Below are 24,286 nucleotides of genomic sequence, written 5' to 3' on the forward strand. Positions count from 1 at the left end.
ATGCCGCGTAGAAGACAGAGTGGTGTTGATGTCCGAGAAGAAAATGACTGGCTAGTAACATACAGTGATTTCATTACACTTTTGATGACTTTTTTCATCGTTATTCTCGCGACATCTCAAATCGATCAAGGCAAGTTTGAAGAACTGAAAGCCAGTTGGAGCGCGCTATCAAACCGAAAAGCCGAGATGCCAATGACCCAGCTCATTCAAACCCTAGAGCAATCGACTGAGCATGTGCCTATCTCCTTAACGAAAATGCCTGATGGAATTAAAGTGGATTTCGATACAGAAGCTCTTTACGAAGAAGGTTCTGCAACGTTAAGTAATGAAGGCGTTCGGCTTTTAACTATTTTTGCGTCATCCATAGAAAATACAAACCTAGACGGAAAGGAAATTGTCGTCGAAGGTCATACAGATGACTTACCTATTCATAATGCCCAATTTGATAGCAACTGGGAGCTTTCCGGTGCAAGAGCAATCAGGGTGACAAAACAGCTGATTTCCTTGTCAGTCGACAAGACAAAACTGAGCGCTGTTGCGTACGCAGATACCTACCCAACAATATCAGATTCAAAAGAACTCGCTGCTCAGAGGAAAGCCAATCGTCGCGTTAGCATTTACATCAAACGCAGTACTCGGCACTAGGTACAACACTGTCATTGTCGCGATCATATACCAAAGTAATCTCTCTATAGGATCCTAAGGGTGAGGTTACTTGGGTATAACTTTATATTTTTGCTTGGGTCTGTGCTATTGTCCTTTGCGCCTAATATGACATCAGACACATCGTATAACGTGCTATGAATACGCCAACAGCAACCAAAACTAGAATGCCATTTTTTCTGCTTCGTACCCTGAAATATTTGGGTATAGCCCTTCTTTCACTTGTCGCCATGCTGGCTATCGCGCTTACCATTGGGTTCAACATAAACCTGACGCCGCATAAGCAAAAAATCACCCATATTCTCGAAAGCCAAATCAATCGTTCTGTCAAAATTGATGGTGATATCCGATTTCATGTATCGTTTAGACCTGAGTTGGAAATCAACAATATTGAAGTCGCGAATATTCCTTCAATAGAGTGGCAACCGCTACTGCGTGTGGGGCACGCTTCAGCAAAAGTGGCGATATTCCCCTTATTCGAAAACACACTGTTCATTGATTACATAGATTTGGAAGGGATCCATCTCTATCTAGCAAAAGATATGAATGGCAATGAAAACTGGGTAATTGGAAAGCAGGCAGAATCTATTACTCCCCAAACAACCAGAGTGGCACAAGAAAACAGCGAGAATTCAGAGAGCAGTTTAAATTCAGACAGCAATTTCAACTCAGATAGCAAGTTAGCGCATTGGACGGTCAAACTCGGCGAGAAAGCCGTAGCCAAAAGCTTGAGCGTGATTTACGAAGATCAGAATACCCAAACTTATGTGGATTGGTTTCTGGATGAATTTGATTTAACCAAAGATGATAAAATTTGGCATCTCAACACCAAAGGGGCAGCATTAGGTCAAGAGTACAACCTGAGTGTCACGGGTGAAATTGAAAAGCTCCTCAATGCCCAAACAGGCTCCCTTGATGTCAAAGGCCATTTCGCAGGCGCTTCTCTGGAATTCAATTCCAATATTCAACCAAACGGGAAAGCGCTTTCAACGGCAAACATCCAATTAGACTGGCTCGACACACAACCTATTGAAGCCTTGCTGGGGCTCGATGTCTATCATATAGCTCCGCTTAGTATCTCCGCTGATATATCGGCAAAACAGGGCGCACTGCACGTTAAGTCGCTTAACGTGGATAGCCCTATCACACAAGCAGAAGGGTATCTGGACATTGCACTTGGTGACGTTAACACCATTGATGGCAAACTCACGATTCCTGTGATCGATCTTAAGCCTTGGCTCCAACCAGAGCCAGAACAGCAAATGATGGGTTATGCGTCGGCTCCGCAGCAAAAATCCCCATTACAACAAGCTCTTGATCAATGGCTAGTCTCTACCCAAACCAATCTGTCGGTCTCCATAGGAGAAATATTAGGTCTCGGTACAGAAATAAAACGTTTATCCCTCGCCGTCGTTGGTGAAAAAGGCACATTGAACGCCCCCATTTCTGCCGATATCGCTCAAGTTCCTTTCCGAGGAAAGGCATCAATTGACGCAACAGAATGGTCTTCAACGTTAAATATAGAGCTTGGTGCTCAAGACTCCCCACTTGGTGAACTTGCTCATTGGCTGGCGGGTATCGAAGAAGCGGAGGGTCACCTTGAAAGTGCGTTACTGAGTGTCCAAACTGAAGGCACCAAACTTAAGGAGTGGATAGACAACAGCCACCTTGCTTTCGCATTGGATAATGCCGCTATATCTTGGACAGAAGGTGCAAAGTTTGCCATTGAGAAAGCGCGATTCGAAGCAGGAATGAATCAACCAGTCGATGTCGATATTCGCGGTAACCTCCAAGGTGTGCCTGCGACCATCACAGCTAAAGCGGGTGCACTGTCAGATATTATCAACAAGCGGGATTGGGAAACGACCATCACATTAGACAGCCCAATACTGAATATTCACGCGTTTGGCTCTCTCCCTGAAACACGCTGGCAAGTTGGCAGCCAATTTAAGCTAGACATATCGAGCCCGAATATCTCAAAGCTTTCACCTTGGTTAGGTACGCAGTCAGGGGCTAGCGGCCCTCTAAAGCTCAATGCGACCTTAGAACATCAAAATGAGTTGCTGACACTGTCTACTCAAAACCTTCGCGTTATGGACAGTAGAGGGACGTTAGCGCTCAAATGGTTAAATGACCCTAAACAGTCATTTGTGGACATTGATGCTGATTTTTCCAAATTGGATTTCAATCAACTCGCATTGCTAGCACAAGAAGAAACGTTACCTGAAGTAGAACAAGCCATACCAACTCAAGGGGTCAACCTTTCCGTTCCAATCTTGAGTAACGACATAAATATTGTCGATGCAGATATCAACCTAAATGTCGGTGATATGCGATGGTCCAATCAAAGCCTCAAACACATCACCTTTTCGGGGAAGCTTCGAAACGGCATAATGAAACCAGCACCGTTTTCAATGCACCTCGCCGACAATCTAATGACAGGCGATCTTGCTGTTAGCATCAACGCTGCTCAAATATCCTCAACACTTAACCTTAAAGCTGACTCACCAAATATTGCCGCGATCGCCCAAAGCTTTGGTATCGCCGATGATATGGATATGGCATTAGATAGTGCCCGAATAAGCTTAACGCTTTCAGGAAAAACGTTACTTGAGTTTATGGAGATGACTCAAGTACAAGCTGTACTTGAAGGCGGGTATCTCAAGGTTCCGGATATCTATACCGGAAAATCGATGGACATTCGCATCTCGGAAGGACGTTTCCATACAGGACCAGAGCTCAACACAGAGCTGTTATTGACCGGATCCGTACAGGATAAAAAAACAACACTGAGCATCCAATCGGTATCTCTAAAAGAAGCCAATAGGCTATCAGAAAGCTTACCTGCTAATCTCCTTTTCACCCTTGGTGACATAAAAATCGAAGCCTCAACGGACATTGCACTACCCTTGGATTTCACTCAATTGGAGCTTCAATTAAACGCGGCTGTTCCTAATTTGGAGAGACTTAACGAATTCACAGGGGTCAAGCTTCCGCCTTATGGTCCAATAGATTTATCGGCCAAGTTATCGCTAGATGACGTTCAATACCAATTACAACAACTTATCCTCAATGTTGGTGAGAGTGAACTTATTGGTACTGGGCAATTACGCCCATTAGGGAAATATTCTCGTCCTGATATAGCACTAAGCCTGTCATCATCGTTAATTCAAATGGACGACTTTAAAGTGGGTAATTGGAAAGCTTGGATACCGAATGCGGCTAACCAAGAAGCCTCAAATCATAAACCAACGGTTAAAGAAAACACAACACAACCGCTTATCGTGAGCCCTGAAGGCTTATCATGGGCAAACGTGGAAATGAGTTTAGAAGTAAGTAATGTTCGTTCAGGTGATGATTGGTTAGGCGCAACATCCGCGAAGCTATCGCTATTGGATGGAAAATTACGAGTCTCTCCTTTAAAAATCAGTATTCCTGGTGGATCGGTGTCTTTAGCTGGACAAATTGAAGCTCAGCAAGACCAGTTCGATATCGCGATTCAAGGGCAAGTGCATCATTTTGACTACGGTGTCATCGCTAGACGTATCGATAATAAGACAGATATGGGCGGAAATCTCAGTACTTACTTTAATTTGACCAGTTTGGCCAACACTCCTGATAGTCTTATGAATAACGCGAATGGGTTTATTGGTTTTTCTATTTGGCCACAAGAGTTTGAAGCGGACTTAATCGACCTTTGGGCTGTCAATCTTACCGATGCAATACTGCCTAGTTTTACTAAAGAACAGGAATCGGTTCTGAATTGCGTGGCTGGTGGTTTTGATATTACAAATGGTGATTTGCAGCAGCGAGATTTGTTATTGGACACTACGCGTATTCAAGTAAATGGCAACTTTTCAGCCTCTTACTCAGATAGGACGTTTGACCTTTATCTCGCTCCAAGACCCAAATCAGCCCAGATATTCAGCCTTCAAACACCGATTGAAGTTTCCGGTAATTTTGAAGACTTTGATTTGAGTGTGCCATTTTCTGCCATTTTAGAAACGTCTGTACGCTTCACTACCAGCCCTGTTATTTCACCGATTCGTTGGCTAGTTGAAAAACCGCTAGATAGCGATGGAAGCCATCTGTGTGAAATGATTTCGCGTGGAACCCCGATCACGAAGTAAAGGTGAAGAATGAACATTCAGGTGATGTGTTTATTATTGGTCGCTGCCAGCTTTCCGGCGGCAGCCAATTTTGACTACAAGGCGTCTATTACGCTAGAGCAACAGGGTCAACGCCACTATTTTGAAGCGTTTCTAGAAGCGAATGAATGGGGAGCAGCCGTATCGGGAAACTGTAAATTCCTCGCGAAGATAACGCCAGATTCCTTAGGCAATGTGGAGCTAACTGGCAGTGTTACCTGTAATGAAAAAGGTGGTCCAAGTTCTTTGGCGTTGCCGACGCTGACGCTAAGCACAAACGATGGCAAAAATGCCCGCATGAAAGTCAATACAGAGAACGGGGCGACATGGCGCTATTCTGTTACGCTAACCAGTCCATCAATTTAAATCTTGCCTATTTAACCTGAACTCGGGATAACAGATTGGTTTCTAATGGCTCTTTTACTTATTACTTCTTTAAGTAACCACAATACGCACAGTCGTCTCTCTCTGAAAACAAAAAGCTCAGCAATGGCTGAGCTTTTAACATCTTCGATTTTATCTGCTTCTTAAGCTAAAGAGCTTAGAGAATTTTATCTTTTTCCCAAGCAGCAATTTTTTCAGCGCGTATTGCCTCGCGTGCTTCACGCTTTTTACGCGCATCACAAGGTTCTGGGCAGTTACACACTTTATCAATGCCGACAGCATCTAAGCCGCCACAACTTCCTTTAACGACTTTCTTTTGGAAAATGTAACCGACAGACATGGCGGTGACAATTGCCAAGAAAAATCCAAATGTAACGATAAACGTAGCCATTGCTCACGACTCCTATTATTTATTTAAATACTTCTTAAATGCGTCTGAATAATTTTCTTCGAACCCCTGCTCTGTTTTTACAATGATCATAACGGCAAGGTCATTTTCGTTCGCGATTTCCAGACCAGCGTCTTCACCTAACACCATAATACCAGTAGATAAGCCATCAGCTGTCATACTAGAAGGGTGAAGCACCGTAACCGAGACCACTTTATGGTCGATCGGCTTTCCTGATTGTGGGTTGATAATATGCGAGTATCGAATACCATCCTTTTCAAAATAATTTCGGTAGTCACCTGAAGTAGCAATTGCCATATCACCAGGTTCGATAATTTCTTGAATCGCACGCTCTGTGGTTGAAGGCTTTTCAATAGCAATTCGCCATGCTTCTTCGCTTTGATTTACACCTTTTAAGCGAATCTCACCACCAATTTCAACCATATAATTGTGAATGCCTAGCGACTCAACATAATTGGCAACAACGTCTACCCCCCAACCTTTTGCAATGGTAGAAAGGTCAACGTACAACTCCGGCAGCGTCTTTGTCAGAGTCGTAGAAGTCGCGCTTAAATGTGATATTCCCGTCATGGCTTTTCGAGCACTCAGTTCTTCATCACTTGGTACCACTTCCGGTCGAGCTTCTGGTCCAAAGCCCCATAAATTAACGAGAGGACCAACAGTCACATCCAGTGCACCACGAGTAAGCTCATTCAGGCGAATCGCTTCTTTCACTACGATTGCAGTTTCAGCGGACACCTCAAATGCTTCGTTACCTTTGTATTGGTTAAAACGACTAAGCTCTGAATCCTTGCGATATGTCGACATCTGGTCATTCACTAATTCCAGTAATTTATCGACTTCTTTCTTAATATCGGCAGATGCAGGCGCACCATCGACCTCAATATATTTAATATTGTAAGTCGTTCCCATAGTAGGACCGGATAAGTGGATTTGTTCTTTCGGCTGGCTACAACCGGCTAGAAACAATAAGGAAGTTAAGACAACAAGCCAGTATTTCACTTGCTCACTCCTGCTTATAATTATTTAAGTTGATAGAGAAAAATACCCAATACTTTAGCGTCTGTTGTTCTGGATACTATTCTGTAGCAACTTGATTTACAAAAATAAATGGCTGACTCATACGAGTCAGCCACAAATCAATCACTTAGATGGGTTTAGCCACCGAAGTCATCCAGTAGGATGTTTTCATCTTCTACACCAAGATCTTTCAGCATGCCGATAACAGCCGCATTCATCATCGGTGGACCACACATGTAGTACTCACAATCTTCAGGAGCATCATGGTCCTTCAGGTAGTTTTCGTACAATACGTTGTGGATGAAGCCTGTGTAACCTTCCCAGTTATCTTCTGGCATTGGATCTGATAGAGCACAGTGCCAAACGAAGTTATCGTTTTCAGATTGCAGGCCATCAAAGTCTTCTACGTAGAACATCTCACGCTTAGAACGTGCACCGTACCAGAATGACATCTTACGGCTAGAGTTCAGACGCTTAAGCTGATCGAAGATATGCGAACGCATTGGCGCCATACCAGCACCACCACCAACGAATACCATTTCAGCATCCGTGTCTTTCGCGAAGAACTCACCAAACGGACCAGAGATCGTACACTTGTCACCTTCTTTAAGAGACCAAATGTACGAAGACATGATACCAGGTGGTACATCAGGATTATTAGGCGGCGGCGTAGCGATACGCACGTTCAGCATAATAATGCCTTCTTCTTCAGGGTAGTTAGCCATTGAGTAAGCACGAATGGTTTCTTCGTTCACTTTAGACTCATAACGGAACAGGTTGAACTTGTCCCAGTCTTCACGGTATTCGTCAGGAATATCGTAATCAGCGTATTTCACGTGGTGAACTGGCGCTTCGATTTGAATGTAACCACCAGCACGGAAAGGTACTGACTCGCCATCAGGGATCTGAATCTTAAGTTCTTTGATGAATGTCGCTTTGTTATCGTTAGAGATAACCGTACATTCCCACTTTTTAACGCCGAAGATTTCTTCTGGAAGCTCGATGTCCATGTCAGTTTTCACTGCCACCTGACAAGCCAGACGCTCACCTTCACGGGCTTCACCTTTAGTAATGTGATCAAGTTCTGTTGGTAGAATGTCACCACCACCAGATTTCACTTTCACACGACACTGACCACAAGAGCCACCGCCACCACAAGCAGATGAAACGAATACACCAGCGCCAGCAAGAGAACTTAGCAGCTTGCTACCTGGTTGAGAAACGATCGCTTTTTCAGGATCGCCGTTTACGGAAATGGTAATGTCACCTGTTGGTACTAGCTTAGATTTGGCAAATAAAATAACCAAAACTAGGGCTAGAACAATCAGTGTAAACATCACTACACCAAGAATAATGTCCATTGACTATTCCTTATGCCTTACAGTTGAACACCAGAGAATGACATGAAGCCCAGTGCCATCAGACCTACAGAGATAAATGTGATACCAAGACCACGTAAACCTGGAGGAACGTCTGAGTACTTCATCTTCTCACGAATACCTGCTAACGCAACGATAGCAAGCATCCAACCTACACCAGAACCGAAACCGTACACGACGGACTCAGCAAAGTTGTAATCACGCTGCACCATGAAAGATACACCACCGAAGATTGCACAGTTAACTGTGATCAACGGAAGGAAAATACCCAGTGCGTTGTACAGAGGTGGGAAGAAACGGTCTAAAACCATCTCTAGAATCTGTACCAATGCTGCAATTACACCAATGAAGGTAATGAAGTTCAGGAAGCTCAGGTCAACACCTTCAACCAGAGCGTTCTCTTTAAGCACAAGGTTGTAAACCAAGTTGTTTACTGGTACTGCGATAGTAAGTACTACGACAACAGCGACACCTAAGCCAAAAGAAGTCTTAACTTTCTTGGATACCGCAAGGAATGTACACATACCCAAGAAGAAAGACAGTGCCATGTTTTCGATGAAAATCGATTTAACTAGCAGACTAATATAATGTTCCATGACGACCTTACTCCTTCGCTTCTACTTGTTCTGGCTTGAACACACGGATCGCCCAGATTAGGAAACCGATCAAGAAGAATGCAGATGGTGCCAGAAGCATTAGACCGTTTGGTTGGTACCAACCGCCATTACTTACCAGCGGAAGTACTTCCATACCAAATAGCTTGCCGCTACCAAATAGCTCGCGGAAGAAACCAACTGTAATCAGTACAAAACCGTAGCCAAGACCGTTACCAATACCATCAATTAAAGACGGTAGAGGTGCAGATTTCATAGCAAATGCTTCTGCACGACCCATTACGATACAGTTTGTAATGATCAGACCAACGAATACAGATAGCTGCTTAGAGATATCGTATAAGTAAGCTTTTAGGATTTGGTCTACCACGATTACCAAGGAAGCAATGATCGCCATCTGTACGATAATACGAACACTGTTTGGAATGTGGTTACGGATCAGAGAAACAAAGAAGTTTGACAGTGCCGTTACAAAAATAACCGCAAGTGTCATTACAAACGCTGTTTCTAGTTTGGTGGTTACTGCTAGTGCAGAACACACACCAAGTACCTGAAGCGCGATTGGGTTATTATCCAATACTGGCGCTAAGACACTCTTTTTAATATCTTTTGCACTAGACATTAGTTCAGACCTCCGTCACGAACTTTAGCTAGGAATGGACCAAAGCCCTTCTCACCCAGCCAGAAGTCGAATGTACCCTGAACACCGTTACCAGTTAGTGTTGCGCCAGATAGACCATCAACACCGTGCTCAGAACCGGCTGGTGCGCCACCTTTAACAACCTTGATTGCTGGCTGGTGGTTTTCGTCGAATAGTTTCTTACCTACCCACTGTGCACGCCAAGTTGGGTTTTCAACCTCACCACCAAGACCAGGAGTTTCACCTTGCTCGTAGTAAGTAATACCCGACACTGTATTACCGTCTGTTTCAACAGCAACGAATGCGTACATCATTGACCATAGACCAGTTCCATGGACAGGGATTATAACTTTAGAAAAGTCACCGCCATCTTTAACTAGGTAAACCGTTCCTAAGTTTGCACGACGAAGGATCTTTGCTTTGTCGTCTTCAGACGTCAGTTTGATCGACTGAGAAAGATCTTTAGAGGCTTTACGCTGATCGTAATTTGAAGCAGTTAAACCGTCTTCAGTTTCCTGAACGTATTCACCCGTGTTGAAATCAACCAAGCGAGGTTCGATTTTTTCACCAAACAGTTCACGAACTTCAGCTGGGCTGCTGGCTTGGTAGCCCGCAACTTCAACAATCTTGCTTTGCTTATCCAGAACAGCATTTGCCTTCTGTTGACCACGTAGACCTACGGCTGCTGTTGATACGACGATTGAACAAACCAAGCTCAATCCGACAACAACACCCAGCGTCTTTTTAATGCTATCGTTACTACTTGCCATAACGTGCTTTTCTCCGCTTGATGTTCTTCTCGATCACGACGTGGTCGAACAGAGGTGCGAATAGGTTCGCAAATAGAATCGCCAGCATCATACCTTCTGGGTAAGCTGGGTTAACCACACGAATCATCACACACATTGCACCAATCAGTGCACCGTATGCCCACTTACCTTTATTCGTAAAGGAAGCAGATACTGGGTCGGTTGCCATGAAGAACATACCAAATGCAAAACCACCCAAAACTAGGTGCCAATGCCACGGCATGCTGAACAATGAGTTAGTGTCTGAACCAATGACGTTGAACAGGAATGACGTCGCCACCATACCTAAAAGCACACCAATGATGATTCGCCACGAGGCAACACCGATATAAACAATAAACGCAGCACCTATCATAAGCGCCAGAGTCGACACTTCACCGATAGAGCCTGGGATATTACCTAGGAAAGCATCCATCCAAGTGATTGCATCACCTGTGATCGTGTTCACTAGCGCACCGTTACCGCCTTGAGCCCATTGGCTAAGAGCAGTCGCACCAGAGAAACCATCCGCCGCAGTCCAAACTACATCACCAGAGATTTGTGCTGGGTATGCAAAGAATAGGAACGCACGACCAGCAAGCGCTGGGTTAAGGAAGTTACGACCTGTACCACCAAAGATTTCTTTCGCAACTACAACACCAAAGGTAATACCTAGAGCTGCTTGCCAAAGAGGAAGTGTTGGTGGAACGATCAACGCAAACAAGATTGAAGTAACAAAGAAGCCTTCGTTTACTTCGTGCTTACGAACCATACAGAACAGAACTTCCCAGAAGCCACCTACCACAAAGACTGTTAGGTAAATCGGTAGGAAATAGGTTGCACCAAGAATCATCTTGGTTCCCCACCCGGCTTCAACGGAAACTGGACCGGCAATCATCTCTGTCAGCCAATAGTGCCAGTTGCCAGCGACAACATTCGCTAGTTCTGCACCTTGGTAAAGATGGTTAAGACCCATAACTGCTTGGTTACCTGCGTTGTACATACCCCAGAAAATTGCTGGGAACGTCGCAAACCAAACCATGATCATGATGCGTTTTAAGTCAACGCTATCACGAACGTGTGAACCACGTTTTGTCACCAAACCAGGTGTATAGAATACTGTTGCTACAGCTTCGTACAGTGCAAACCATTTTTCATGTTTGCCACCAGGTTCAAAATGGTGCTCTATATCTTCAAGAAACTTCTTTAGGGCCATGACTTAACCTTCCTTCTCGATCTTGTCTAGACATTCACGAAGCAACTCGCCGTAATCATATTTACCTGGGCACACAAACGTACACAGTGCTAAATCTTCTTCGTCCAGCTCAAGCGCACCGAGTGACTGAGCACTATCAGTATCGCCGGCACATAGGTCACGAAGCAGCAGAGTTGGTTCCATATCCAGTGGTAATACCTTCTCATAGTTACCGATTGGCACCATAGAACGATCACTACCGTTGGTCGTTGTTGTCATGTTAAACAGACGCCCTGAGAACAGGTGACCAAAATATGCACGAGTAATAGAGTATTTGTTCTTACCAGGCATCGCCCAGCCAAATAGCTCTTTTTCATAGCCTTCACGAAGTGCAGACACTTGAAGGTGGTAACGACCAAGGAAGGCATGAGGACCTTTCGCTTGAGTACCAGCTAGTACAGAACCAGAAATAATACGTACATCACCAGGCATCATCTCACCATCGGTAAGCTGATCTAAGTTTGCACCCATTGTTGTACGTACTAGACGAGGGTTGTTTACCACTGGACCTGCCAGAGAAACAACACGGTCTGAATAGACTTCACCAGTAAGGAAGAGATGACCGATTGAAATCACATCTTGATAGTTGATGCTCCAAGCAACGTATTCTTCGTTAACTGGGTAAAGGAAATGCATGTGTGTACCAACAAGCCCAGCAGGGTGTGGTCCATCAAATACATGTTCTTCAACATTTGATTGAGATGAGCGAGGAAGGCTTTCGCCATTCTTACACACTAATACTTTGCCATCCGTTAGACGAGAAAGAACGTCCAAACCGGCAGTAAAAGCATCAGACTGCTCGTTAATGATCACTCCAGCATCTGCCGACAATGGGTTGGTATCCATAGCGGTTACAAAGATAGCTTGAGTTGAAGACTCGATCGCGGGAACCTTGCTGAACGGACGAGTACGGAGTGCAGTCCACGCGCCAGAATTAACCAGTTGAGTTTTGATCGCTTCACGTTCAAGGCTCACTAATTTATCGGCTGTGTAACTGTCAAAAGTCACTTTCTCGTCACCAGAAACTTCAATCACTACAGATTGAAGAACGCGCTTTGCGCCTCGGTTAACTTCAATGACTTTACCACTTGCTGGAGAAGTAAATAACACGCCTGGGTTCTTTTTGTCTTCAAAAAGAGCCTGACCTTTCTTCACTTCATCGCCTACGCGAACATGCATCGTAGGACGCATTCCAACGTACTCTTCGCCAAGCAAGGCGACTTTATTGATGGACTTGCCATCACTTATCACCTGGGATGGAACTCCAGAAATTGGAATATCCAAGCCCTTATTTATTGTAATCATACGCACTTGCACTACTTTATCGGGAAAAAGATTCTTTTAATTGCGTAAAAGTTAGACACGACATTTTGTGTCCGGTTTTGACCTGACACCCTGGTCAAAATCGCAACATCCTCTTAATTAACTCGTCACAAAAAATAGCGAGTTTTATCAGGTGCGATAGTCTAGCATCTTTTGTGAAGGTGATGCCATGACCATGCATTGGATAAATCTGTAATTTTTTGTATGTTGGTTATAGATTAGCTAACCAAAGTGAATAAGTTTGAACTGTCGCACAAATGTTAATATTTCATAAAAATATTTAGACTTAAGCCATTCATTTTTATTTATATGTTTTTTTAACAATTCACTTCTTTAATATTCATTCACTAAACGAGTAATTGCACAAAAAAGGCAGCCACGCCGCCTTAAAATCACCCCAGTTTGCTTCCACCCAAACACATTGGGCTCTCTGGAGCACCATCCGTTTGTTGCAACCATTCTGATTCAGTATAGGTATGAATAGAGAGAGCGTGTATGTGATTTTCTAATTCTTCTATCAATACGCCATTAACTTTGCGGTGACGAGCAACCAGTCTCAAGTTTTCAAACGCTTGGCTAACGATGATCACTTTAAAGTGACTTTCAGAGCCTTTGGGGACGTTATGCATGTAACTTTCATTAAGAACTTCTAAGTGCTTTGGTTCAAACGCACTGCGCAATTTTTCTTCAATGATTTCATGAATCATATTTCTTCCTTGCTCAATTTTTGTTTGATTATACCTTACTGACGATCGCCCGCTATGTCCTTGTTATCAATATCACAACATTCTAAGGTCAGATAACCACTCAAGATGGCTTTTGAAGAATAAGCCCTTGGTAGCGAGCCCCCTTTCTACGCATCCAAGCGAATTGTATTTATTTTCATTTCTAGAATTTGCCGCTTTCTGCGACAATGCGCTCTTAGCCCATAAGAAACCAAGCACAATGAATACCGAGCTACACATCGACGGTCGCACTTTAACGCTACAACGCTTTCCCAAACGAGCACAAGAAACACTTCAGGCATGGAATGCGGGTGACGAATACCTTATTAATTACGTTGAGAACGAGCTTAAAGTTTCAGACGGAAAAAAAATCCTTATTCTGAACGATAACTTTGGGGCTTTATCTTGCTGGTTTTCAGAAAAACATCACGTCACGATGATGACGGACTCGTTTGTATCGCATCGAGGAACACTGAAAAATCTGCAACGGAATCAATGCAATAAAGTCGACTTTCTAACCAGCTTGGAATGCATCCCTACCGATGTCGACTTAGTACTCATGCAGATCCCCAAAATTAATCGATTTTTAACGTATCAGCTCAACCAATTGCGATCGGTGTTACCTTCGCACTGCAAAATAGTGGCAGTGAACAAAGTTAAAGAAATACACACATCCACATTAAAGCTGTTTGAAAAACACCTTGGTACTACAACGACCTCTCTTGCGTGGAAAAAGCACCGCCTTGTATTCTCGACACCGAACTCTCCCGTCAGCCATAAGGCAGAACCTGAAACTAAATGGGAAGTGGACGGTGAAAACTTTTCTCTAACCAACCTCGCTAATGTCTATTCCGGAGAAGCGCTCGATTTAGGTGCGCGCTTTATGCTTGAGCACATTCCTCAGAACCCTAAGCTAGAGCACATTCTCGATCTTGGTTGTGGCAATGGCGTTCTTTCTGTTAAAGCAGGACAGTTAAACCCCCAAGCAAATATTACCTGTGTAGACGAAAGCTACATGGCTGTGGAATCGGCTAAGCGTAATCTCACAGAAACTCTGGGGGAAGATCGCAATATCCAGTGCATAGCCAATAATTGCCTTGATGGATTTGAAAAAGAGAGTACTTACTTAGTGTTATGCAACCCCCCGTTCCATCAACAACAAGCCGTTACAGACCACATTGCGTGGCAGATGTTCTGTGATGCAAAGCATGTTCTTAGTAGTGGAGGGGATTTATTTGTTATTGGTAACCGTCACCTAGGCTACGATATAAAACTTGAACGCTTATTTGGAAAATCGCAGGTTAAGCTCGTCGCATCGAACCGTAAATTTGTTATATTACAAGCCACTAAAAAATAGAAAACGTCCTGCGAGAATGTTTAATTAAGGAACTCGTCATGAGAAAATTGATACTTGCTGCATCTGTGACACTTTTAGCAGCTTGCGCTTCTCCACAGAAAGAAGAACAAATAAACCTCACACCGACACCCACCTTGAGCAGCGTGAAATTGGTGAATGGGCAGTCTTTCTCTCTAGAAAGCCGTGATATACGAACTTCTCAGTATGTCGCGTTGGTCAACAGCGGTCGTCGCACGACACAACCTATCCATACGAAGCAAAATCTGCGTATCGCCATTGAAACTGCGATGTACCAGCAATTGGTCTCTCAAGGTTTCCAAATGGTAGCGAATAGCAACAATACACTTAGCCTTGAAGTTCAAGAAGCTTTAGTCAATGTTTCAAACACATTAATGGAAAACGAGTTGGACGCCAAAGTAACGCTTCAGGTCACTGCTGAAACACCACGCGGTAAGCTCGTTAAGTCTTACAACGGTACAGCGACGAAAACAGGCACTTTATCTGCGTCTAATGACGACGTTGAATTGGTACTAAATGATGTAGTCGACTTAGTGCTTGCTGAAATCGCTAACGACAAAGAACTTCTAAACTACATGAAGGAGAGATTCTAATGCGCAGCCTGATTTTATCTTTGGTATGTCTTTTCTCACTACCAACTTGGGCTCAAAACGTTGTATTTGAAACAACACTTGGCTCATTCACAGTGGAATTAAATGAAGAAAAAGCCCCTGTCACAGTCAAAAACTTTCTTCGCTACATCGAAGATGGCAGCTATGAAGGTACTCAATTTCATCGCGTAATTGCTGGTTTTATGGCTCAAGGCGGTGGGTTTGATGAAAAAATGGGTCGCCTGCCCACTTATGATGCAATAAAGAATGAAGCCAGCAATGGTTTGAAAAACGACACTGCGACTATCGCAATGGCGCGCACATCTAACCCTCATTCTGCAACACGCCAGTTCTTTATTAACTTGCAAAACAATGACTTTCTGAACTACTCATCTTCCAATCCAGGCTACGCCGTCTTTGGAAAAGTGACAAAAGGATTTGATGTGGTTCAGCAAATGGCCACCAAACCAACCAAGTCCATGGGTAGAATGCAAGATATTCCAGTAAAACCTATCGTTATTAAAAAAGTAACTCTACAAAAATAACAAAACTAACGCTGGCAAACCGCCAGCGTTTTCTTTCGCTTTTCATACAAGGAGTGTTCTATGTCAAGCAATATGACTTGGACAGAAACTATCCGAAGTTACCTTGATAAACGCTTGCTCTGGGTCTTTATGCTTGGCTGCTCCAGCGGCTTTCCTTGGGTACTCATCGGCTCTAACATGTCCGGTTGGCTCAAAGATGCAGGGCTAACACGCGCTGCAATTGGTTACTTTGGTTCTATTTTCGCGGTTTACGCTATTAACTTTTTATGGGCACCTTTAGTCGACCGCGTAAAATTACCCATTCTTCACTCTTTGTTAGGTCAAAGGCGCAGTTGGATACTTTTGTGTCAATGTCTTATTTTGATTTGCACTCTGTTTATTGCAGGAGTCGATCCAGCAACCAACTTGATGTTTACATCGATGATTGCCTTCGGTATTGCGATAGCGTCTGCAACACAAGACATCGCCATTGATGCTTACCGTATTGATACTTTCCCAAAATCTCAATCCAATAAACTCCCTCAAGCTTCCGCTATGGCAGTCGTAGGTTGGTGGACTGGTTATTCTCTTCCTGGGTACTTAGCCTTTATCAATGCCGACAGCATTGGCTGGAACGGTGTGTTTTATGGAATGGCTATCATTGTAGGTGTGCTAATCCTATTCACGTTGTTAGTAGGCGAGCCACAAACCCAACGTGAAGCCCTTCAGAAACAAGCCGAGGAGCGCCACTCTGAAGTCGTCGGGTCTCCGGTCGCTGCATGGTTTACAGTAACCGTTATTGAACCGTTTTATGACTTCTTCAAACGCAACGGTGTGCAAGTTGCCGTCACTCTGCTTTTATTCGTATTCCTTTTCAAAATCGGTGAAGCCTTCTTGGGGCGTATGTCGATTACGTTTTATAAGGAAGTCGGCTTTAGCAATGAACAAATTGGCTACTACTCCAAATTGATTGGTTGGGGCTTTACCATTCTCTTTACCATCATCGGAAGTATGGTGAATGTGAAGTTTGGCATTGTTCGCGGCTTAATGATTGGTGGTATTGCTATGGCGGCAAGTAACTTGATGTTTGCTTGGATAGCCAAAGTAGGACCGAGTGAAACACTGTTCTTCGCAACCATTGTTGTCGATAACTTCACAACGGCGTTTTCTACCGTCGCGTTTGTGTCCTTCCTAACCGCGATGACAGGTCAAGCGTTCTCTGCAACTCAATACGCGTTGCTCGCTTCACTGGGTAATTTCGGAAGAACGACCTTGGCGTCTTTCAGTGGGGAGCTTGTGGATTTCTTGGACGATTGGTCAACCTTCTTCATTGTTACTTCGTTGATGGTGATTCCAAGCTTGATTATGCTTTACTCTCTAAGACACCACTTCACAAACTTGCTGGCAAAAGCCAAAAAAGAATCTGAAAAAGAAGAAATGGAAGATTCTCCTTTGGTTAAATAAATTTCAGACGTAAAAAAGAGGCTCGTATTAGAGCCTCTTTTCGTTTTCTATTCATTTAACTGGAACAAACACACCTTAAGGGTACATGCCTCGTCCAAACAAGTTGAAGACTCGTGCCACACCTTGAGTGAATATCATCGGTTCTGTCAAAACAGTCAGACACAAACAGTCCTGATTTCCCGACGTTTGCGGAGCATGCTTCACTGATGCATCGCGAGACATGATGTCTCCTTCAGCATATTTTCCATCCTCGTCACTAAAACTGCCATGAAGAACTAACGTAGTTTCGACGCCTTTATGTGTGTGCTGAGGAACTTGAACCCCTTCCTTGATGTAAAGTAGGTTCATTCTCGCGTCGTTTTCTTCAAGCTCAATTGCAGCGCTGTACACCTTGCCGCCGTAACTGCGCCACTCACCAATGCGTGACACCTGATTTCTCAACGCCTTAGGTAACACAAACTTCTTCCCATTTAACTCAATATGCACGGAAGGGGTTTCTTCTGCATGAGAAGTTGGCTTGAGCTGTTTCATGTCAACTATGGTTGAGAGCATTGATTCCAAATCTAGACTAGGTGCGTTTTTTTCTTCGGCGATGCCATGCTCTTCAGCGAAGCTTGCCTTATCTGCAGCACTGTGCGCTTCAAACATATCATTAGCCGCTTCAGCCTCTAACCTTTGAACGGTTTGTCTACATTGACTGCATGTTTCTAAGTGCGCTGCCACCATAATGCCGTGGCAAGGGTCAATAGTGCCATCTACGTAGGCGCGAATCAGCTCGAACTCTGGGTGATAACTCATAATGCATCTCCCTTCATTGAATGCCGTAACTTCTCTACAGCTAGTCGCAACCGCGATTTTACTGTCCCTAAAGGAATATCAAACATGTCAGCGACTTGTTGATGTGGAAGCTCATCTAGGTAAACCGCTTTAACTACGTCTTTTTGACTCTGCGGCAGAGTGTCCAAAAAACGGACGACCTGTTCTTTTAACATATTTTGTTCCGGGGAATAATGCTCTACAAGATCCGGCGGGCAATAGTCGCTTGCCCAAATGTCTTCAGAATGTACATGAAGCTCTTTGCCTTTTTGTTTTCGTAATAAATCAAAGCTTAAGTTTCTCGCAATCGTATAGATCCAAGTTGAAAGCGAGCTTTTATCGGGATCAAAAAGATGACTTTTTTGCCATACCATTGCCATTGTGTCTTGGATAATCTCAACTGCCACATGCTCGTTACTCACGTGCTTGATGACGAATGTTCTAAGTCTTGGCGAGAAAAATCGAAACACTTCAGCGTATGCCTCTTTGTCTCCATTCTGAATTCGTGCCATGCAAGCCGACCAATGCGCTCGGTCGATTCCTTTAGCTTTTGACTTACATTCAGAGCCTGCTTCTAGCGTCTTGCTCATGATAGTTCCTTAACATCGAGCTGAGACTTGTCCCAGCACCGGAAAATAGTTTTTATTCCTGTAGAAAGCATATACGAACACGCAGGATTATCGATCACTTTAAAATGAAAAGCAGGCAAAAGAGATGGATTTAAAAAGACTAAAGCTTAATTCTCTAGTCTCGAGCTAGTGGCTTGCTATCTATTGCTTCAGATAAAAAGTCCAACGTAGCGCTGCAAGATTCTTGGGAAACCAAAAGATCGAATTTCGTTTGGTTTATCGGAAGCAGCTCAAGCCAACGTTGACTTACCCACGTTGCATCATCGAAAAAACATTGTTCATACAGGTTTTTAACTTGTGGGAACTGACTGTAGACATGCCTGAGTTGTTGCGAAACATGCTTTGTATCCTCAACAAACTCCGCTGTTTGCCAGTTAGGAAGGTGTTCAATCTCCCCTACTCTCAACCCATCCTTCTCAGACCAGACCCTTTTTACGCGAATTCTTTGCTTTCCATACACAGTAATCCCTAACAAACCGTCTTCTAACGTTTCAAAGTCCACGATCTCAACAAGCGTACCGATTTGAGAAACATTGTGTGGGGAAGACTCATCACCGTCGGACATGAGGCAAATTCCAAATCCCTCATTCTGTTGGCAACACTCTTTCACCAGTCTTTTATAACGGGGTTCGAATATTCTCAAGTTCATTTTCCCCTCAGGTAAAACAACCGAACTCAGAGGAAACAATTTGGTAATTAATGACATGCTCATTTTCCTTTGTCTTTATGTTCAGGATTTACGAGCGCGCCAGTAATCGCGATCACAATCATTATTCATTTACCGCACGAATGCAGTAACCACCGATGTTTCAGCCCGGAAATATCTAATCTCCTAACGCTGTTGAAAGTAAGAACGAAAACGTTTTTCTCAAATTAACAACTTTGTCATTAGTAAAACCCTGATTACTATTGCACCCAATTGACAGAGTTCCTAATTATGTTCAGTTACGTGATCTTAGTCACTCAATTGCTTTCTATTTGCGGTATTTTTCACTTCCAAATGAGAGATGAAAATATAGAATGCGCGGCGAAGGATTTAAGGTTTATGGATTGAGCCCTACACCAATCGTTTATATGAGAGAAGAACCTAATGCATAAGTCAATTTTAGCTCTAAGCCTTGCATCTGCAGCTATCGCTGTTCCAGCACAAGCAGAATATCTATTTGGTTTTGGTAGCGCGTACCTTGATTACCAAAAGTGGGATCACGGTATCGGCAATGATGCTTCTAACTTTGGTCAGGAAATCCATGAACGCAACCAAGCCGTCATCGGCATCGAAGGTGGTGCGGTATTTGATTGGGGCCAAATCTACGGGTTTTACGACTACGAAGGTGTTGACCGTGGTCAAGACAACCGTGGTGCATCCCTTAAAGGTACAATCCATTACAACCTAGCAGACACTGGCGTCAGTCTTTATGCACAAGTGTACAACACAGATAAAGACATCAGCCCAACACTTCACGAGCAGAACCGTGTTGCTGGCTTAGGCTACACAGCGTTAAAAGGCGATAACTGGGGGTTCACTCCATTTATTGGTGCTCATCAAGTTAACACCGAAGGCGGCATCAGCGGTGCAAACGGCGGAATGGTTGGCTGGGTTGGTTTCTACAACACCGATCTTGCTGGTCAAAACTTCACGTTTTCAACTTGGGGTGAATACGAATTCGGTCGTCAAGAAGCGTACGCTGATATCAACGGTGGTAAAACAGGTTTGAATGGTAGCGTAAACGCTATGTGGAACTTCCATCAAGATTGGTCTGCAGGCGTTCTTTACCGTTACACAGTGAACAAACTGGCACGTAAAGATTACCAAGACATCGTGATCTATCGTTTAAGCTACAAATTCTAACAAGTAGCTATATAAAAAAGTGGCGCTATTGAAGCGCCATTTTTGTTTCGACTTTATATTGCATCTTTCATTCCTGTCGCTATCCTTGCTCCAATCGTTTCTGATAAGGCTTCTAGGTTTGAATATCGTCATATTAGGTCCAGGTGCAATTGGATCACTTTGGGCGGCGTCGCTGGCAACAGCAGGACATCACGTTTCCCTGTGGACACGTAATAACAAAGATACCCAAAGAGATCTGTCGCTTGGCGATACCCCACCAGTTACCTTTGAAACCAATAACCTGAATGCCTTAAAACATTGTGATGTCGTTTTGGTCACAGTGAAAGCATGGCAAGTACAAACAGCCTTGCTCCCCATTTTGTCGCACCTACATCCAGACACCATATTGTTGTTTCTTCACAATGGAATGGGGGCTGTTGACACGTTGAAATCCGATATTGCCTCTTTTCCTGTTGTTGTCGGTACTACGACTCAAGCCGCTTACAAGCCGAATGTTGATCAAGTAATACACACAGGAGTAGGTCAAACTCAGATAGGCGGTTTCAATTCAAAGGGTGAGAAATGTGAGTTCTTAGAAGAGGTGCTGAATCACGCCCTTCCTGAAGTAAAGTGGAATCCCAATATCCGTCAAGCCCTTTGGGATAAGTTAGCCATCAACTGCGCCATCAACCCATTAACAGGTATTCATCAATGCTTGAATGGAAACCTTTCCGAACCAAAGTTCAACACAGTGCTGGATGAAGTCACACAAGAAGTTGTTTCTGTTATGCTCCGCGAAGGTTTAGAGGCAAACTTTGAGGTATTGAGAGAAAAAGTCAGTACCGTAATTCACGCCACGGCTAAAAATCATTCTTCAATGCAGCAAGATGTATTTCACCAACGGAAAACTGAGATAGAATTTATCACTGGCTACGTCATTCGAGTTGCCGCTCGCCATCATATTCCAGTTCCTGCTAATCAAGCATTACTGGACGCCGTTTTAAACATTGAAAAAAGCTGGATTTCATCATGAGCCATAAAATACTGGTCCCTATCGCTGCAGGTACAGAGGAAATGGAAGCCGTAACCATCATTGATATTATGGTTCGTGCTGGTTATGACGTGACGGTTGCAAGTGTCGATCCTGAAGGAGCGCTCACCATGAAAGCCTCCCGTGGTGTCACACTAACAGCCGATTGTCGGTTGGTGGATGTTGCCGATGAGCAATTTGATGTCATTGCACTGCCAGGTGGTGTACCGGGCGCAGAAGTTTTTAGGGACAGCACGTTACTCATAGAGATCTTGAAGCAGCATATGTACGATGCTCGCTGGATGGCTGCGATATGCGCAAGCCCTGCTCTCGTTTTACAAGCGCACGATCTTTACCCTAAAGCCATCATGACCTGTCATCCAAACTTCGAGGATAAGATCCCAGAGTCGCAATGGCGTGTGAAACGAGTCGTCACCGATATCAATCACAAACTGATTACCAGCCAAGGACCAGGCAGTGCATTGGAGTTTGCGATGGAAATTGTCATCCAGCTTTCGGGTAAACCACACGCATGGAAGGTGGCTGAGCCAATGGTGACGTTACCTAACCTTCACTACCATGAAATGGGTAAGTAAAGAATGCCTTTAACCGACGTACGCTCACAGTTTCCTGCGCTGGCACAAGATGTCAACGAGACCCCTTTGGTTTATCTTGATAGCGCTGCGACCACTCAGAAACCTCAAGTCGTGATAGATGCGATTCAAAAATATTACAGCCAGCAAAATGCAAATGTACATCGCGGTAGCCACTCCTTAACCGCCAATGCCACTTCTCTTTTTGAAGAAGCCAGAGAGACTGTTGCCGATTTTATCGGTGCGCAACCAAAAGAGGTAATTTGGACTCGAGGTGCAACGGAAGCGTTGAACTTAATCGCTCAAACTTATGCTCGAAGCACACTTCAAGCAGGTGACGAAATTCTGATCGGCGAAATGGAGCATCACGCGAACATTGTTCCTTGGCAAATTGTGGCAGAGCAGACGGGCGCAAGTATCGTCAAAATTCCCATGACGCCATCTGGTGAGCTCGATATGGCGGCATTTGAGTCTCGCTTATCTCGCAATGTGAAAATCGTGGCCGTTGCTCATGTGACGAATGTAACAGGGTATCGGCAACCTATTGAAGAGATCATCAAGCTCAGCCGGCAAGTCGGCGCGGTCATTGTCATTGATGGCGCTCAGGGCATTGTTCATGAATCCGTAGACATCAAAGCGCTGGATGCCGATTTTTATGTGTTTTCCGGTCACAAATTATATGCGCCAGCAGGAATTGGGGTGTTGTACGGCAAGCTTGATTTACTGCAAGCAATGCCGCCATGGCATGGCGGTGGGAAGATGGTCGAGCGTGTGAGCTTCACCGGAACGACATTTTCCGAGCTTCCCGGAAAGTTTGAGGCTGGCACACCAAACGTTGCCGGAGCGATTGCGTTAAGCACCGCCATCAGATGGTATCGCTCGTTCTCTCTTGAGGACATAGAATCGCACATTCATCAGCTGCAAAGACTAACGGCTAACAAACTGGAACAGATGGAAGACATTTCACTACTCGGCTATCAGCCTAATGCGAGTGTGCTGACTTTTGTTGCCGATGGCATTCACCACCAAGACATTGCCACCCTTCTTGATCAGCAAGGAATAGCAGTAAGAGCTGGGCACCATTGTGCTCATCCACTCATGGATGCTTTGGGAGTAACAGGAACCGTAAGAGTCTCGTTCGGGATTTACAACACGGAAGAAGATGTAGAGAAGCTGGTGAAAGCGGTAGAAAAAGCGTTAGACATTCTTTAGGGTCTGTTGATCTTTTGCGGTTAAATTTTGTTCGAATTCTATGCCTTTTAATCGCGACGCAAGGTGTGACGCCTAGTCATTCTAAGCAAATACCTTGCAACAAAGAGTAAAAGGTATAGAGCGGGGACGCCTAGTTGAACCCTTCGGGCAGCATTTGTGGCTTATTTCTACTGCGTTATCGCTCATTGATGTAGAGCGACTACACCGAATAAGCTCTGCCTTGTATAAATCACCCACAAATTGCTGCAAAAATCATCTCGAAAGGTCAACAGACCCTAGTCTCCACCACAAAAGAAACACCTCCAACAGGCATTAGCTCGCTGGTTGGAGGCATTCAAGCTTAAAATTTATAGCCAATCAAAAACGCCCCTTGGCTTAACCGGATATTTTTCAGTTCGACCAACTCAACGTTTAAATCCGCATAAACCCATGTGATGCAATAAAACGTATGCCTGCGCCATACACCAAACCAGACTCTCGCTCTTGCGGTGTAAATGCCGTTGCTTTCACAGTATGTAGACCATAGCCAAGCGTTGCATAAGGTTTAATTGCTCCACCGGCATCAACATTGAATGGGTGTGAAAGCTCGCCCGCAATTTTTCCGGTGTTAGCGGAAAGCAAATCTTGTGAATTGGCTTCAAAAGTTAACTTTGCAGCAAACATAGCATTGAAATCATAAGCCCCGTCAACTCTCAATCCGCCGCCGCCATTGGTGGTGAAATAGGTGCTGTTTACACTGGATGAATAACTGGTACTAGCAAAACCTGCCGCTAAGCGAAAGCCTTCTCGCTCACCGTGTTTTTGTGATTCAGCCATGCTAAATGTAGAAATAAGTGCGGCAGCCAAGACGAAATATTTTTTCATGTTATTCCTTTTT

At 44.2% G+C, this 24,286-nt stretch carries 24 protein-coding genes; 11 read left to right on the forward strand and 13 right to left on the reverse strand.

The features are described from left to right. From CW749_RS15260 to CW749_RS15270, 3 genes are all read left to right on the forward strand, one after another. A complete protein-coding gene (locus CW749_RS15260) occupies positions 1-645 on the forward strand; it encodes a flagellar motor protein MotB (RefSeq protein ID WP_101113132.1) in 645 nt (214 codons plus the stop codon). A 185-nt stretch (positions 646-830) separates the two neighbouring features. Then, entirely contained in the window at positions 831-4,793 is a 3,963-nt protein-coding gene (locus CW749_RS15265) for an AsmA family protein (RefSeq protein ID WP_180958419.1), read from the forward strand. 9 nt (positions 4,794-4,802) lie between these two features. Beyond that, positions 4,803-5,177 (forward strand): hypothetical protein, encoded by a 375-nt coding sequence (locus CW749_RS15270; protein WP_101113134.1) that lies wholly within the window; start codon positions 4,803-4,805, stop codon positions 5,175-5,177. A gap of 175 nt (positions 5,178-5,352) precedes the next feature. On the opposite strand, the gene nqrM is transcribed toward CW749_RS15270, so the two are convergent. From nqrM to CW749_RS15315, 9 genes are all read right to left on the reverse strand, one after another. Next, positions 5,353-5,586, reverse strand: a complete 234-nt coding sequence (gene nqrM / locus CW749_RS15275; protein ID WP_101113135.1) for a (Na+)-NQR maturation NqrM — start codon at positions 5,584-5,586, stop codon at positions 5,353-5,355. 15 nt (positions 5,587-5,601) lie between these two features. Further along, the gene (locus CW749_RS15280; RefSeq protein ID WP_101113136.1) at positions 5,602-6,606 is read right to left on the reverse strand and encodes an FAD:protein FMN transferase; all 1,005 of its coding nucleotides are present in this window, start codon (positions 6,604-6,606) and stop codon (positions 5,602-5,604) included. Between the two features lie 155 nt (positions 6,607-6,761). Continuing rightward, entirely contained in the window at positions 6,762-7,985 is a 1,224-nt protein-coding gene (nqrF, locus tag CW749_RS15285) for an NADH:ubiquinone reductase (Na(+)-transporting) subunit F (RefSeq protein ID WP_101113137.1), read from the reverse strand. 17 nt (positions 7,986-8,002) lie between these two features. Continuing rightward, positions 8,003-8,599: an NADH:ubiquinone reductase (Na(+)-transporting) subunit E gene (nqrE, locus tag CW749_RS15290; protein ID WP_006957944.1), complete on the reverse strand. Its 597-nt coding sequence runs from the start codon at positions 8,597-8,599 to the stop codon at positions 8,003-8,005. Positions 8,600-8,606: 7 nt separating this feature from the next. Continuing rightward, the gene (locus tag CW749_RS15295) at positions 8,607-9,239 is read right to left on the reverse strand and encodes an NADH:ubiquinone reductase (Na(+)-transporting) subunit D (protein WP_101113138.1); all 633 of its coding nucleotides are present in this window, start codon (positions 9,237-9,239) and stop codon (positions 8,607-8,609) included. Next, positions 9,239-10,027: a Na(+)-translocating NADH-quinone reductase subunit C gene (locus CW749_RS15300; RefSeq protein WP_101113139.1), complete on the reverse strand. Its 789-nt coding sequence runs from the start codon at positions 10,025-10,027 to the stop codon at positions 9,239-9,241. The genes CW749_RS15295 and CW749_RS15300 overlap by 1 nt, the downstream gene beginning before the upstream one ends. Further along, positions 10,017-11,261 (reverse strand): NADH:ubiquinone reductase (Na(+)-transporting) subunit B, encoded by a 1,245-nt coding sequence (locus CW749_RS15305; RefSeq protein ID WP_101113140.1) that lies wholly within the window; start codon positions 11,259-11,261, stop codon positions 10,017-10,019. Before CW749_RS15305 ends, CW749_RS15300 begins: the two co-directional genes overlap by 11 nt. 3 nt (positions 11,262-11,264) lie before the next feature. Further along, entirely contained in the window at positions 11,265-12,605 is a 1,341-nt protein-coding gene (locus CW749_RS15310) for a Na(+)-translocating NADH-quinone reductase subunit A (RefSeq protein WP_101113141.1), read from the reverse strand. 410 nt (positions 12,606-13,015) lie between these two features. Next, a complete protein-coding gene (locus CW749_RS15315; RefSeq protein ID WP_101113142.1) occupies positions 13,016-13,330 on the reverse strand; it encodes a BolA/IbaG family iron-sulfur metabolism protein in 315 nt (104 codons plus the stop codon). Positions 13,331-13,568: 238 nt separating this feature from the next. Here CW749_RS15315 and CW749_RS15320 point away from each other — a divergent pair, with 238 nt between their 5' ends. Genes CW749_RS15320 through CW749_RS15335 form a run of 4 tightly spaced genes read left to right on the forward strand, consistent with a single transcriptional unit; the run spans position 13,569 to position 17,301 of the window. Beyond that, positions 13,569-14,705: a methyltransferase gene (locus CW749_RS15320; RefSeq protein ID WP_101113143.1), complete on the forward strand. Its 1,137-nt coding sequence runs from the start codon at positions 13,569-13,571 to the stop codon at positions 14,703-14,705. Positions 14,706-14,743: 38 nt separating this feature from the next. Then, on the forward strand, positions 14,744-15,316 hold the full coding sequence (locus CW749_RS15325; protein WP_101113144.1) for a YajG family lipoprotein: 573 nt from the start codon (positions 14,744-14,746) through the stop codon (positions 15,314-15,316). Next, a complete protein-coding gene (locus tag CW749_RS15330) occupies positions 15,316-15,858 on the forward strand; it encodes a peptidylprolyl isomerase (protein ID WP_101113145.1) in 543 nt (180 codons plus the stop codon). The genes CW749_RS15325 and CW749_RS15330 overlap by 1 nt, the downstream gene beginning before the upstream one ends. Before the next feature lie 60 nt (positions 15,859-15,918). Beyond that, entirely contained in the window at positions 15,919-17,301 is a 1,383-nt protein-coding gene (locus tag CW749_RS15335; protein ID WP_101113146.1) for an MFS transporter, read from the forward strand. Positions 17,302-17,376: 75 nt separating this feature from the next. Here the strand turns inward: CW749_RS15335 and CW749_RS15340 are convergent, their stop codons facing one another. The 3 genes from CW749_RS15340 to CW749_RS15350 all read right to left on the reverse strand — a co-directional run bounded on the left by CW749_RS15340 (position 17,377) and on the right by CW749_RS15350 (position 19,452). Next, entirely contained in the window at positions 17,377-18,099 is a 723-nt protein-coding gene (locus CW749_RS15340) for a ChrR family anti-sigma-E factor (RefSeq protein WP_101113147.1), read from the reverse strand. Further along, positions 18,096-18,629: a sigma-70 family RNA polymerase sigma factor gene (locus tag CW749_RS15345; protein WP_167404723.1), complete on the reverse strand. Its 534-nt coding sequence runs from the start codon at positions 18,627-18,629 to the stop codon at positions 18,096-18,098. The genes CW749_RS15340 and CW749_RS15345 overlap by 4 nt, the downstream gene beginning before the upstream one ends. A 232-nt stretch (positions 18,630-18,861) precedes the next feature. Continuing rightward, positions 18,862-19,452: an LON peptidase substrate-binding domain-containing protein gene (locus CW749_RS15350; RefSeq protein WP_101113149.1), complete on the reverse strand. Its 591-nt coding sequence runs from the start codon at positions 19,450-19,452 to the stop codon at positions 18,862-18,864. A 384-nt stretch (positions 19,453-19,836) separates the two neighbouring features. Here CW749_RS15350 and CW749_RS15355 point away from each other — a divergent pair, with 384 nt between their 5' ends. From CW749_RS15355 to csdA, 4 genes are all read left to right on the forward strand, one after another. Further along, the gene (locus tag CW749_RS15355) at positions 19,837-20,595 is read left to right on the forward strand and encodes an outer membrane protein OmpK (protein WP_101113150.1); all 759 of its coding nucleotides are present in this window, start codon (positions 19,837-19,839) and stop codon (positions 20,593-20,595) included. Between the two features lie 118 nt (positions 20,596-20,713). After that, complete coding sequence (gene panE / locus CW749_RS15360; protein WP_101113151.1) at positions 20,714-21,607, forward strand: 2-dehydropantoate 2-reductase; 894 nt, start codon at positions 20,714-20,716, stop codon at positions 21,605-21,607. Continuing rightward, complete coding sequence (locus CW749_RS15365; RefSeq protein WP_101113152.1) at positions 21,604-22,200, forward strand: DJ-1 family glyoxalase III; 597 nt, start codon at positions 21,604-21,606, stop codon at positions 22,198-22,200. Before panE ends, CW749_RS15365 begins: the two co-directional genes overlap by 4 nt. 3 nt (positions 22,201-22,203) lie before the next feature. Then, positions 22,204-23,409: a cysteine desulfurase CsdA gene (csdA, locus tag CW749_RS15370; protein ID WP_101113153.1), complete on the forward strand. Its 1,206-nt coding sequence runs from the start codon at positions 22,204-22,206 to the stop codon at positions 23,407-23,409. Between the two features lie 411 nt (positions 23,410-23,820). Here the strand turns inward: csdA and CW749_RS15380 are convergent, their stop codons facing one another. Beyond that, complete coding sequence (locus CW749_RS15380; RefSeq protein WP_101113154.1) at positions 23,821-24,273, reverse strand: outer membrane beta-barrel protein; 453 nt, start codon at positions 24,271-24,273, stop codon at positions 23,821-23,823. Positions 24,274-24,286: the final 13 nt, after the last annotated feature.

The organism is Vibrio sp. vnigr-6D03 (assembly GCF_002835515.1).
GTDB classification, from domain to species: Bacteria; Pseudomonadota; Gammaproteobacteria; order Enterobacterales; family Vibrionaceae; genus Vibrio; species Vibrio penaeicida.